Here is an 11,963-nt window from a genome sequence, read left to right on the forward strand (position 1 = left end):
TCCGTCGGGAGTGACTCAATGCAGGGCGTACCGGAACAGTTCAACGATGAGAGAGACAGCGCGCGCTTTCGCCATCTGGCGCAGGTGCCCGGCGTTGAGCTGTATCATGCCCATATTTCCCGCTACGCCTTCGAACCGCATACCCACGAAGCCTTCGGTATTGGCGCGATAGAGCTGGGTGCCGAACGCTTTCGCTATCGCGGCAGCCAGTACGTCGCCCCGGTAAACTCCATCGTCACCATGAACCCCGATGAGCTGCACACCGGTGAAGCGGCGACCGCCGACGGCTGGCGCTACAGAATGGTCTATCTGGAGCCTGAAAAGCTGGAAGAGATAACCGGGGTACGCCACTGGTGGTTTAGCGAGGTGGTACGCCAGGATCCCCGGCGCTCGCAGCAGCTGTGCCAGCTGATTTATGGCTTATGGCACACCGATGACCCGCTGGCCCAGCAGGGACTGTTGCTGGACCTGATCGATACCTTCCGCCCGCTGGCCCATCATGCGCCGGTGCTGGCTGAAGCAGCTCACCGCTTCGAGCGGGTGCGCGACTATCTGCACGACAACTATATGCACGCCGTCTCGCTGGATGAGCTGGCACAGGTTGCCGCCCTGAGCCCGTACCATTTTCAGCGCCAGTTTAAAGCCCACTTCCACGTCACACCGCATCAGATGCTGATGGCCATCCGCCTGTGGCGAGCCAAAGCATTCCTCACTCACGGTATGCCCGCCGCCGAAGTCGCCGCCGCCGCTGGCCTGACCGATCAGTCGCATCTGACCCGCGCCTTTACCCGTCGCTACGGCATCACCCCGGTTCGCTATCAAAAGCAGGTCGCCCGGCGCTAATGCGCAACCTCATACAATATTTCCGCCCCGCCCTCTTCTACACTTTACGCCAACTGAAACGAGTGCGGATGATGTGATGATTAGCGGTGTGTTGTATGCCCTGTTGGCAGGGCTGATGTGGGGACTGATCTTTGTTGGCCCGGTGCTGATACCGGAATATCCGGCAGTCCTTCAATCAATGGGACGTTATCTGGCGCTGGGGCTGATTGCGCTGCCGCTGGCCTGGCTGGGTCGTGCACGACTGCGTCAGCTGTCAGGACGAGACTGGTGGACGGCGTTGGGCCTGACCATGATGGGCAATCTTATCTATTACGTCTGCCTTGCCAGCGCCATCCAGCGCACCGGCGCGCCGGTATCGACCATGATTATCGGCACGCTGCCGGTGGTACTGCCGGTGATGGCAAACCTGCTCTACAGCCAGCGTGATGGCAAACTGCCGTGGCGACGCCTGTTCCCGGCGCTCTCCTGCATTGCCATTGGCCTGGTGTGCGTCAACATCGCCGAACTTCGCCAGGGCCTGCCCAATTTCAGCATCTGGCGCTATGGCTCCGGCATTGGTCTGGCGTTGATCTCCGTAGCCTGCTGGGCGTGGTACGCCTTACGCAACGCCCGCTGGCTGCGGGAAAACCCGGACAAGCACCCGATGATGTGGGCAACGGCGCAGGCGTTGGTGACCTTACCTGTGTCACTGGCGGGCTATCTGGTTGCCTGCGGGTGGCTGCAGGCTCAACAGGCTGACTTCCCGCTGCCCTTCGGCCCGCGACCGGTGCTTTTCGTGACGCTGATGCTGGCCATTGCCGTACTCTGCTCGTGGGTGGGCGCCTTGTGCTGGAACATCGCCAGCCAGAAGCTCCCCACGGTGATCCTCGGGCCGCTGATCGTCTTCGAAACGCTGGCCGGCCTGCTGTATACCTTCCTGCTGCGGCAAAGCATGCCACCGCTGCTGACCCTGAGCGGCATTCTGCTGCTGGTGATCGGCGTGGTCTACGCGGTGCGCTCCCGACCACAAAAATTGCAGGTGCTGGAGCCGGTCTGCGGACATAAAAAATAGTCTGGTATCCCAAAGGGGTATTCCTTTATCTATAAGATGCATTTAATATGCATCTTATATTTTTAAAGACGAGGTATCCGCTATGGCTTTTCGTGACCAACCTTTAGGCGAACTGGCGCTGACTATCCCACGCGCCTCCGCGTTATTCCGTAAATATGACATGGACTATTGCTGCGGCGGCAAGCAGACGCTGGATCGCGCGGCAACGCGCAAAGAGCTGGACGTCGCGGTGATTGAAGCCGAGCTGGCGCAACTGGCGGAAACGCCGGTAGAGCGCGACTGGCGTGTCGTGCCGTACGCGGAAATCATCGACCATATTATCGTGCGTTACCACGACCGCCACCGCGAGCAACTGCCGGAGCTGATCCTGCAGGCCACCAAAGTTGAGCGCGTGCATGCTGACAAGCCCAACGTGCCCGTCGGCCTGACAAAATATCTGACCATGCTGCACCAGGAGCTCTCCAGCCACATGATGAAAGAGGAGCAAATCCTGTTTCCGATGATTAAACAGGGCATGGGGACGCAAGCCGCCGGGCCTGTCAGCGTCATGGAAAGCGAACACGACGAGGCAGGCGAACTGCTGGAGGTGATTAAGCACGTCACCAACAATGTGACGCCGCCGCCGGAAGCCTGCACTACCTGGAAAGCGATGTACAACGGCATCAATGAACTGATCGACGATCTGATGGAGCACATCAGCCTGGAGAACAATGTGTTGTTCCCGCGCGCCCTTGCCGGAAACTAACAAAAAAGGCGCCCGCAGGCGCCCTCGACAGTGTCAGTCTTATTGGCCACCGCAGTGGCCTTTTTTTATGACGGACCGTTGCAAGCAACGTTAAAAATCTCTCCCGACGATTTTTTATTTCGCCAGGCGCTTCTTACCGGCAAAGAACCAACCCACCGCCAGCAGAATGAACCACAGCGGCGTCACAATCAGCGCTTCGCGAGTGTCAGTTTCCAGCGTCAGCAACACCAGAACGAAGACGAAGAAGGCCATACAAACCCAGCACATCAGTTTGCCCAGCGGCATCTTGTATTTCGACTGCTCATGCAGCTGCGGACGCTTTTTGCGATAGACCAGGTAAGAGCACAGGATAATGGTCCAGACAAACATAAACAGGATCGCCGACACCGTGGTAATCATGGTGAACGCCGCAATCACGCTCGGGTTAACCATCAGCATCACCACACCGCCCAGCAGGCACATGCAGGAGAAGGTCAACCCTTTCGCCGGTACTGCACGCTTCGACAGTTTGGCAAACATCGACGGCGCCTGACCATCCTGCGCCAGACCGAACAACATACGGCTGGTCGAGAACACGCCGCTGTTGGCAGAAGAGGCGGCAGATGTCAGTACCACAAAGTTAATCAGGCTGGCAGCAGCCGGCAGGCCCACCAGCACAAACAGCTCAACGAACGGGCTCTTGCTCGGTACCACGGAGCTCCACGGCGTCACCGACATAATCACAATCAGCGCGAAGACGTAGAACATAATGATACGCAGCGGGATAGAGTTAATCGCGCGCGGCAGGGATTTCTCCGGATCTTTGGTTTCCGCAGCGGTGGTGCCCACCAGCTCAATACCCACGAACGCAAAGACCGCGATCTGGAAGCCGGCAAAGAACCCGCTGAGGCCTTTCGGGAACCAGCCGCCGTCATTCCACAGATGGGCAAACGAGGCTTCGACACCGGTCGGCGATTTGAAATGCATCATCACCATCACCAGGCCGACAACAATCAGCCCCACGATAGCGACGATTTTGATCATCGCGAACCAGAACTCCATTTCACCGAACATTTTCACGGTGGCCAGGTTAAGGCTCAGCAGCAGCAGGATAACCGCCAGCGAAGCCACCCAATCGGACAGACCAGGGAACCAGAACTGGGCGTAGGCGGTAATGGCCACCACGTCGGCCATCCCGGTTACGACCCAACAGAACCAATAGGTCCAGCCGGTAAAATACCCTGCCCACGGTCCCAGAAGGTCGGCGGCGAAATCGCTGAACGATTTATATTCGAGGTTCGACAGCAGCAATTCGCCCATGGCGCGCATGACGAAAAACAGCATAAAGCCGATGATCATATAAACAAAAATGATGGATGGACCGGCAAGACTGATGGTTTTGCCGGAGCCCATAAACAGCCCGGTACCAATGGCACCACCGATAGCAATAAGCTGAATATGTCGATTCGTAAGATTTCGCCGTAGCGATTGTTCAGTCGGAGCCTGCTCTGCGGCAGCGACTTTAACCTGATCTACCATGTGATTTTCTTCCTGTTGTACCTGTCTGTGTTGTTCAGGCTCTGATGGCCCGTCATTCGCTATTGCCCTGAAAATGGGCTTATCGATATTAGGTAAGAATCGGAGGGATGAATACTATGATTTAGATATAATGTTAAATATATGTTTAAAGTGAGTGTTATATCACTCCTGTCGCGCGAAACAGCTCACAAAAACGCGACCAAAGCACGACTAAGCGATATAAAACACCAACAAACTCTCAACTTAAGTTTTTTACGCTATTTTTAGTCGCTTCCTCCCCCTGTCGGGAGAGGAAGCCCCTGCTGTTTAGATAATATCCAGCAGTTCAACTTCAAAAATCAGGGTGCTGAACGGAGGAATAGAAGCACCAGCACCGCGCTCTCCATAGGCCAGGTTGTGCGGAATAGTCAGTTCCCACTTGGAACCGACCGGCATCAGGGTCAGCGCTTCAATCCAGCCACCGATAACGCCGGTTACCGGGAATTCAGCCGGCTCGCCGCGCGCGACAGAACTGTCAAACACGGTACCGTCGATCAGTTTACCGGTGTAATGCACGCGTACGCGGTCGGTACGTGCCGGGATCGCGCCTTCGCCCTGGGTCAGAACGCGGAACTGCAGGCCAGATTCGGTGCTGTTCACACCTTCACGCTCGCGGTTTTCGTCCAGGTATTTCTGGCCATCAGCCGCCATTTCCTGGAAACGTTCGCGACGCACGGCATCGGCACGTTCGTGGATTTCACGCAGCGCGCGGTGAACGGCTTCCACCGGCACCTGCGGCTGATTGCCTTCCAGCGCATCAGCAATGCCGGCAACCAGTGCTTCCGGCAGCAGCCCCTGCAGGCCAGATTCGCTCAGCTGTTGTCCAACCTGCAAGCCGATACCATAACTTGCCTGCGCTTCAATCGTGTCAAAAGTCGGGGTTGCCATCTTTGTTCCTTTGTTGGGTGAGAGTTTCATACTCCACGGCTTCATGCGACAGCAGCGGAAAAAGCCGGAATGGATACCCTGGATAATTCGAATGCAGCCAACGCGCCTGCAACCTGAAGTATGACGGGTATAAAGTGGTGGGAAGCATATCAGCCATAGCACGACGGGTAAAACTTTGTCGCGGAGATGATGACAAATCTAAGGGAAACAGAAACAATAGGAGATATCAGGTTAACCTCACGAAACATATCTTTGTCTCGGCCTTCAGGAAGTTAGCCATCTATACTCTACGGAGCAGGATAAAAATATGCGGAGCAGGAGGAAAGCCATGCCCGGGCGCTTTGATATCACACCTACCCTGGCGAAGATCTGGCACGCCCCGGATCATATTCGCATCATGGATCCGCTGCCGCCAATGCATCGTCGGGGGATTATTGCCGGCGCGTTGCTGGTGATTATCGGCATACTGCTGCCTTCAGAGGATAACAGCAGCCCAATGCAAAACGGCCGTGAAGCCAGCATCGACCTGCAATCACAGTCCCAACCGCAGTCGACCCAGCAGGGCATGCCGCTGCCGCCGATAACCAATACGCCGACGGTCAGTGATGCCGACCAAATGGCCCCGGTGGCGCCTGAGCCTGTTCAGGATGAGCCGATGGACCAAAGCCAAAGCCAAAGCCAAAGCCAGGCCTACTCTCAGCCACAACAGCAGCAACAACAACAACAACAACAACAACAACAATCCGCTCCGGGGATTGAGCAACAGTGGCGCACCTACCGCATCGAAGCGGGTAAAACGCTGGCTCAGCTGTTCCGCGACCATAACCTTCCGCCGACTGACGTCTACGCGATGGCCCAGGTCGAAGGCGCTGGTAAACCATTAAGTTCGCTGCAAACCGGGCAGACGGTACAGATTCGCCAGAATGCGAACGGCGTAGTGACGGGTCTGACGATTGATACCGGCAGCGGGCAGCAGGTGCTATTCACCCGCCAGGCGAATGGCAGCTTTATCCGCGCACGATAACGCGAGATAAAGCACGTGGTATAGCCGGGTGTGTCACCCGGCCTGCTGTGATTTTTTGGCGCGTGGCGTCCCTTCTCTGTTCACCCACCGAATCCCGACACAAACCAGCACCAGAGCAATCACATATTTCATCTCAAAAATGTTCTCACCGAGAAATATCGCTGACAGCACGGTTCCGGCAACCGGGATCACAAAGTTAAACGGTGCAATCATACTGACGCGATTGTGCTTGAGTAATACGCTCCACACCGCAAAAGCCACGGAAGAGAGTAGCGTCAGATAGGCGAGCACCAGCAGTGCCGTGGTGCTGTGAATCACCAGCTCACCACCGGTAAAGTAACCCCCTGCCAGCAACACCAGACCGCCAAATGCCAGCTGCCAGCCGGTCATCACCGTAGGATCGACCGTTTGCGAAATACGCTTCCCGTACAGCGTCGCCGCCGACAGAATAAACGCCGCCAGCACCACAAAGCCATCACCCTGCCAGACAAAGCTAAAATCGCTCAGCGAATGGCTAAAGTTCACCAGCATCACGCCGGTAAAGCCGAGAATACAGCCGATGGCCTTGTTGTAGCTCAGTTTGTCGTTCTGATAAATAAAGTGCGCCAGCAAGACGCTAAAGAAGGTCCCGGTGGCGTTCATAATCGAACCCTTCACGCCGGTGGTAAACGCCAGCCCGATGTAGAAGAAAATGTACTGCACGGAGGTTTGCGTTACGCCAAGTATCGCCAGCTGTGCGCATTGCCGGGGATTCAGGCGCGCAACCGGTTTTCGTTGTGCCATGGCAAAGAGCAATAACAGTAGCCCGGCAAACAGGAAACGGTAGCCCGCAAAGACGAGTTTTGACGGCACATCATCGGTGGCGATATGAAAAAGTTCATAGCCGCTTTTTATTGCCGGATAAGAGCTTCCCCACAATAAGCAACATAAGGTTGCACAGGCGTAAGCCACTTTTTTACGGGAAAAAACTGAGGGGGCATCCATTCGCATCACCAATAATAAAATAGCGTTTTATTTTATTATCCAGAAAGCGCGCAGAATAGCTACCATACAAGGAAAAGATTGTTCAAAGTCGTGATGTAGAAAAGCAAAACGCCGGCACAAGGCCGGCGTCTCGACGCGAACTCAGTAATAAATTACTCAGCTACAACGTTAACAACCAGTTTCGCGAATACTTCGCTGTGAACCTGGAAGTCCACTTCGTGCTCACCGGTGGTGCGCAGAACGCCGTTCGGCAGACGAACTTCGCTCTTAGCGACGGCAACGCCAGCTGCAGTTACAGCGTCAGCGATGTCGCGGGTACCGATGGAACCGAACAGTTTACCTTCGTCGCCTGATTTAGACGCGATGGTAACGTTGCCCAGTGCATTGATTGCTTCAGCACGTGCGTTAGCAGCTGCCAGAACGTCAGCCAGTTTGGCTTCCAGTTCTGCGCGGCGCGCTTCGAAGAATTCAACGTTTTTCTTGGTAGCAGGAACAGCTTTACCCTGCGGTACCAGGAAGTTACGAGCATAACCCGCTTTAACGTTAACCTGATCACCCAGGCTACCCAGGTTTGCTACTTTATCAAGCAGAATAACTTGCATTACCTTATCCTCTTAAAGTCGTTAATAGACAGCGGCCGATTACTGATGACGATCAGTGTATGGCAGCAGGGACAAGTAGCGAGCGCGCTTGATGCAGCGAGCCAGCTGACGCTGGTATTTTGCACGAGTACCGGTGATACGGCTCGGGACAATTTTACCGCTTTCGGTAATGTAGTTTTTCAGCGTAGCGATGTCTTTGTAATCAATCTCTACAACGCCTTCCGCGGTGAAACGGCAGAACTTGCGACGACGGAAATAACGTGCCATTTGGCTAGTCTCCAGAATCTATCAATTCAATCTGCTCGGCATGCAGAACCATTTTGCTCAGGCCGTTCTTTGCCTTGTGGCAAGAAATGAACCCCCGAACGATGACTGCACTACCGACCGTTATACTGTGAGTAATGGCCTGGTTTTGGTGTCCGCTAATAATAACGGGCATTTGGCACCATGCCTGCCGGTGAAAACCGGCTTCCTCCTGCACTGAACGATGCTCAAGCACGAACTGGCAGTGTGGAATTCCTGACGGGCTGACCTTACGAATTGGCGTCCTGCATATTATGCCAGACAGCTCCAGACGATTGGTCATCAGGATTACTCTTCAGAATCCCCAGCTTCGGAATCATCTGCGGTTTCGTTTGCGAAATCTTCGCGACGCTCACGGCGCTCGTCTTTCGCTTTAACCATCGGAGATGCTTCGGTAACAGCGTGCTTAGTACGCATTACCATGCTGCGGATAACGGCGTCGTTGAAGCGGAAGTTTGTTTCCAGCTCATCGATCGCTTCCTGCGGGGCTTCAACGTTCAGCAGAACGTAGTGAGCTTTGTGCAGTTTGTTGATCGGGTAAGCCAGCTGACGGCGGCCCCAGTCTTCCAGACGGTGGATCGTACCTTCTGCTGCAGTGATTGCACCAGTGTAACGTTCGATCATACCCGGAACCTGTTCGCTCTGGTCAGGATGGACCATAAAAACGATTTCGTAATGACGCATCGAATTGCTCCTTACGGATTATTCAGCCTCCTGTCTGGGTCAGCCGCGGCCCATGGAGGCAAGGAACGTGGTTAAAGGGCGGCTGAAAAATTGACGCGTCATAATACGTACGAAAGCCAATTAAGACAAGCAAATTGCGCAAATAATTCGCACTATCCGCAAAGCCGTATTAAGTCAGTGATTTAAAATTAATCAACAACGGTAGCGGCGTTTTTTTGAACAACTCCATCAGAAATGGTCGCGATGCCCCGACAGCCAGAGATTACACTTAAGTCAAAGCCATCGATAACCCAAGAGGACCCCAGATTAGCGCCAGCATGGCCGACAGAACGTCAGGAGCGTAGAGTATGAAAAACATCATCATTGCTGCATTGGCTGCCGTATTACTGAGCGCGAGCGCGCAGGCAGCCATCAAGATCGATGGGCGCCAGGCACGGAATATGGACGATGTGCAGAGCCTTGGCGTTATCTATATCAACCATAACATGGCGACTGAACAAGAGGCCGATCAGGCACTGAATCAGTTGAGCGATGCGCGAGGCGCAAAATACTTCCAGCCAATCCTGATTCACGAACCGGAAAGCAACGGTCTGATACATGCAGAAGCGGCAATTTACCGCTAACCCTCTGAATCTTTGGCTTCGCCTCGCCACAGGGGCGAAGTCTTAATGCGATTGATAATTATTTTATTTATGACTTATCAGCATCACCGTAACCTGATTTAATCCCCTTTTAATCGCATGATTATCCGGAGTCATTCATGGTTTCGCGTTTTGCCACGCTAAGTCGTATCCCCAAAGGCGTGTGGGTTCTTGGTGGCGTTAGCCTGCTGATGGATGTGTCATCAGAGATGATCCACAGCCTGCTCCCGCTGTTTATGGCCACCACGCTGGGAGCCAGCGTCATTATTATCGGGATTATCGAAGGCGTTGCCGAAGCCACCGCGCTGATGCTGAAAGTCTTTTCCGGCGTCATCAGCGATTATGTAGGTAAACGCAAAGGGCTGGCGCTACTCGGCTACGGCCTGGGGGCCCTGAGCAAGCCACTTTTCGCCATCGCTCCCACCTCCGGCGTGGTGTTTAGCGCCAGGATGATCGACCGTGTCGGCAAAGGCATCCGTGGAGCGCCAAGGGATGCGCTGGTCGCCGACGTCACGCCGCCGGAAATCCGCGGCGCCGCCTACGGACTGCGTCAGGCGCTGGATACCATTGGCGCGTTTCTGGGGCCGCTGCTTGCCGTCGCGCTGATGTTCCTGTGGGATAACGATTTCCAGTCTGTTTTCTGGGTCGCGGTGATCCCCGCCGCGCTCTCTATCGCATTACTGGGCTTTGGGTTAAAAGAGCCAAAAACGCCGGTCGCCCAAAAACGCACGAATCCCCTGCGCCGCGAGAATCTAAAAAAGTTGTCTGCCGCCTACTGGTGGGTGGTAGCGATAGGCTCAATCTTTACCCTCGCCCGCTTCAGCGAAGCCTTTCTGGTTCTGCGCGCCCAGCAGATGGAAATCCCGTTGTTCGCCATCCCGTTGGTGATGGTCGCGATGAATCTGGTTTACAGCCTGACCGCCTATCCATTCGGTAAGTTATCGGACAGCATGAGCCACAGTAAAATGCTGCAATGGGGCCTGCTGGTGCTGATCGCCGCCGATATCGTCCTGGCGCTCAGCGGCCACTGGAGCACGCTTCTTGCGGGCGTCGCGCTGTGGGGCATTCATATGGGGATGACGCAGGGTCTGCTGGCGGCGATGGTGGCACATACTGCTCCGCCGGCGCTGCGCGGCACCGCCTTCGGAATGTTCAACCTGATGAGCGGCATCGCGCTGCTGCTGGCGAGCGCCGGGGCCGGGGTGCTGTGGGAAGTTTTTGGCGCCGCCTCGACGTTTTACGCCGGCGCGATAATCTGTGTCCTGACGCTGATTGGCATGCGCTGTATGCCATCCGCTTACCAGCAACATTAAGCCGGAAGCCAGGACAGAAAGCGATCCTCAAGCGGTTTGAGGATCGGCTTTCAGCTGATTGGCGTTTACAGATGACGCTGGAAAAACGCCACCGTTGCCGTTAACGCCTCCGGTGTGATTCTGTGGCCCACGCCTTTCTGCCAGACGCAGGTCAGATCCGCACTGTGCTGCAGCGCCTGCTGCAAACGGAACGTCCCGTCTGGGGGCACAATTTCATCCTCCTCACCGTGCCACAGCAGCAGCGGCCTGTCAGCCACCGCGCTAAGATCGTGGTCAACGTCCCATTCCCCTAACTGCCCAACATCAAATTCCGGAGATGGAAACAGGCTTTGCGAGAGAGACGTAAAATAGCCAGAGCCCATCAGGCAGGCCACGCTTTTCAGCTCCCGATGATGAGTCATGATCCCCAGTGCGGCCATGCCCCCCATCGACGCCCCACCCACTCCCAGCCGCTCGCCCTCGACCCAGCCTTGTTCGAAAACCGCCTCGCGCAGCGCCGGAAACTCGCTAAAGCTTTGCAGCAGAATCGGCCAGAAACGCTGCATCCGCCCGCGTTCATCCCCGTCGTAACGCGCACCATGATCTGCGGCATCGGGCATGATAACCCGAAAACCAGCTTCCGCCAGCGCTACGGCAAAGTAGCTATATACCCACTTCGAGGAGGTAAAACCATGATAAAATATGATGCAGGGCAACGGTTTATCCAGTGCGTCCTGCGGGCAGGCGTGCAGCACTTCTCCCCCCGCGAGGTGGCGTATTTCGAGAGCAATCATTGACCATCTCCTTTCACTAAGGGGCGATATACCCAGGACAGGTATATTCACCAGGAAACCAGGTTCACGATGATTCATAATGTTGAGAACCAGATTACGCTTTCACGATATTTTCATTCGAAATTCGCGTCCGAGATAACACTTCGGGAACATTCCCCGGAAATGACATTCAGGCTACCACTACACTATGAATATCAGGAAACGAGATATGGTTATGCGTAGGTTTACACCGTGGTTGCTGGTTCTCGCCTTAACTGGCTGTAGTGCCCTACAGGGAACGCCAGAAGCGCCGCCACCCGCAACCGACCATCCGCAAGAGATCCAGCGTAATCAGACGCAGGGTCTACAGAAGATAGGGACAGTGAGCGTATTACTGTATGGCTCACCGATGGATGTAGAAGCTGCGCTAAAAGTCAAAGCAGAGACAGCGAAAGCGGATTACTATGTCATCATTATGATTGATGACACCATGGTTCCCGGCCAGTGGTATTCGCAGGCGATTTTATACCGTAAGTAACGGTTGAAATTTAACCCTGATTTACACTGCTTTGCATC

Annotated in this window: 15 protein-coding genes; 7 read left to right on the forward strand and 8 right to left on the reverse strand. The window is 55.0% G+C overall.

Going from position 1 to position 11,963, the window contains the following annotated elements; translation table 11 throughout:
• Window positions 1–18: 18 nt before the first annotated feature.
• The 3 genes from ACMYSP_RS10220 (at window position 19) to ytfE (ending at window position 2,639) form a co-directional block, all read left to right on the forward strand.
• On the forward strand, window positions 19–843 hold the full coding sequence (locus ACMYSP_RS10220) for an AraC family ligand binding domain-containing protein (RefSeq protein WP_434586642.1): 825 nt from the start codon (window positions 19–21) through the stop codon (window positions 841–843).
• Window positions 844–919: 76 nt separating this feature from the next.
• Window positions 920–1,894, forward strand: a complete 975-nt coding sequence (locus ACMYSP_RS10225; RefSeq protein WP_434587059.1) for a DMT family transporter — start codon at window positions 920–922, stop codon at window positions 1,892–1,894.
• Between the two features lie 82 nt (window positions 1,895–1,976).
• Window positions 1,977–2,639 (forward strand): iron-sulfur cluster repair protein YtfE, encoded by a 663-nt coding sequence (gene ytfE, locus ACMYSP_RS10230; RefSeq protein WP_434586643.1) that lies wholly within the window; start codon window positions 1,977–1,979, stop codon window positions 2,637–2,639.
• A gap of 114 nt (window positions 2,640–2,753) precedes the next feature.
• On the opposite strand, the gene cycA is transcribed toward ytfE, so the two are convergent.
• Both cycA and fklB read right to left on the reverse strand, forming a co-directional pair.
• Window positions 2,754–4,157, reverse strand: coding sequence for a D-serine/D-alanine/glycine transporter (gene cycA / locus ACMYSP_RS10235; protein WP_434586644.1), 1,404 nt, complete (start codon window positions 4,155–4,157; stop codon window positions 2,754–2,756).
• 306 nt (window positions 4,158–4,463) lie between these two features.
• Window positions 4,464–5,084, reverse strand: coding sequence for an FKBP-type peptidyl-prolyl cis-trans isomerase (gene fklB, locus ACMYSP_RS10240; RefSeq protein ID WP_015585317.1), 621 nt, complete (start codon window positions 5,082–5,084; stop codon window positions 4,464–4,466).
• Window positions 5,085–5,412: 328 nt separating this feature from the next.
• On the opposite strand from fklB, the gene ACMYSP_RS10245 reads away from it, so the two are divergent.
• A complete protein-coding gene (locus tag ACMYSP_RS10245; RefSeq protein ID WP_434586646.1) occupies window positions 5,413–6,108 on the forward strand; it encodes a LysM-like peptidoglycan-binding domain-containing protein in 696 nt (231 codons plus the stop codon).
• A gap of 33 nt (window positions 6,109–6,141) precedes the next feature.
• Here ACMYSP_RS10245 and ACMYSP_RS10250 read toward each other — a convergent pair whose 3' ends face one another.
• The 5 genes from ACMYSP_RS10250 to rpsF form a co-directional block, all read right to left on the reverse strand.
• The gene (locus ACMYSP_RS10250; protein WP_434586647.1) at window positions 6,142–7,092 is read right to left on the reverse strand and encodes a DMT family transporter; all 951 of its coding nucleotides are present in this window, start codon (window positions 7,090–7,092) and stop codon (window positions 6,142–6,144) included.
• A gap of 152 nt (window positions 7,093–7,244) precedes the next feature.
• The gene (gene rplI / locus ACMYSP_RS10255) at window positions 7,245–7,694 is read right to left on the reverse strand and encodes a 50S ribosomal protein L9 (protein ID WP_041143727.1); all 450 of its coding nucleotides are present in this window, start codon (window positions 7,692–7,694) and stop codon (window positions 7,245–7,247) included.
• 39 nt (window positions 7,695–7,733) lie between these two features.
• On the reverse strand, window positions 7,734–7,961 hold the full coding sequence (gene rpsR, locus ACMYSP_RS10260; protein ID WP_002210155.1) for a 30S ribosomal protein S18: 228 nt from the start codon (window positions 7,959–7,961) through the stop codon (window positions 7,734–7,736).
• A 4-nt stretch (window positions 7,962–7,965) separates the two neighbouring features.
• Window positions 7,966–8,280: a primosomal replication protein N gene (gene priB / locus ACMYSP_RS10265; protein ID WP_041143726.1), complete on the reverse strand. Its 315-nt coding sequence runs from the start codon at window positions 8,278–8,280 to the stop codon at window positions 7,966–7,968.
• 5 nt (window positions 8,281–8,285) lie between these two features.
• Window positions 8,286–8,681 carry a 30S ribosomal protein S6 gene (gene rpsF, locus ACMYSP_RS10270; protein WP_004098001.1) on the reverse strand — a complete coding sequence of 132 codons (396 nt, stop codon included), beginning with the start codon at window positions 8,679–8,681 and terminating at the stop codon, window positions 8,286–8,288.
• 347 nt (window positions 8,682–9,028) lie between these two features.
• Here rpsF and ACMYSP_RS10275 point away from each other — a divergent pair, with 347 nt between their 5' ends.
• Window positions 9,029–9,304, forward strand: coding sequence for a DUF1471 domain-containing protein (locus ACMYSP_RS10275; RefSeq protein WP_123757859.1), 276 nt, complete (start codon window positions 9,029–9,031; stop codon window positions 9,302–9,304).
• A 137-nt stretch (window positions 9,305–9,441) separates the two neighbouring features.
• Complete coding sequence (locus ACMYSP_RS10280) at window positions 9,442–10,635, forward strand: MFS transporter (protein ID WP_434586649.1); 1,194 nt, start codon at window positions 9,442–9,444, stop codon at window positions 10,633–10,635.
• 65 nt (window positions 10,636–10,700) lie between these two features.
• On the opposite strand, the gene yjfP is transcribed toward ACMYSP_RS10280, so the two are convergent.
• A complete protein-coding gene (gene yjfP, locus ACMYSP_RS10285; protein WP_434586650.1) occupies window positions 10,701–11,408 on the reverse strand; it encodes an esterase in 708 nt (235 codons plus the stop codon).
• A gap of 208 nt (window positions 11,409–11,616) precedes the next feature.
• Here yjfP and bsmA point away from each other — a divergent pair, with 208 nt between their 5' ends.
• On the forward strand, window positions 11,617–11,925 hold the full coding sequence (gene bsmA, locus ACMYSP_RS10290; RefSeq protein WP_222618205.1) for a biofilm peroxide resistance protein BsmA: 309 nt from the start codon (window positions 11,617–11,619) through the stop codon (window positions 11,923–11,925).
• Window positions 11,926–11,963: the final 38 nt, after the last annotated feature.

It is taken from the genome of Klebsiella sp. R390 (genome assembly GCF_051131745.1).
Lineage (GTDB): Bacteria > Pseudomonadota > Gammaproteobacteria > Enterobacterales > Enterobacteriaceae > Klebsiella.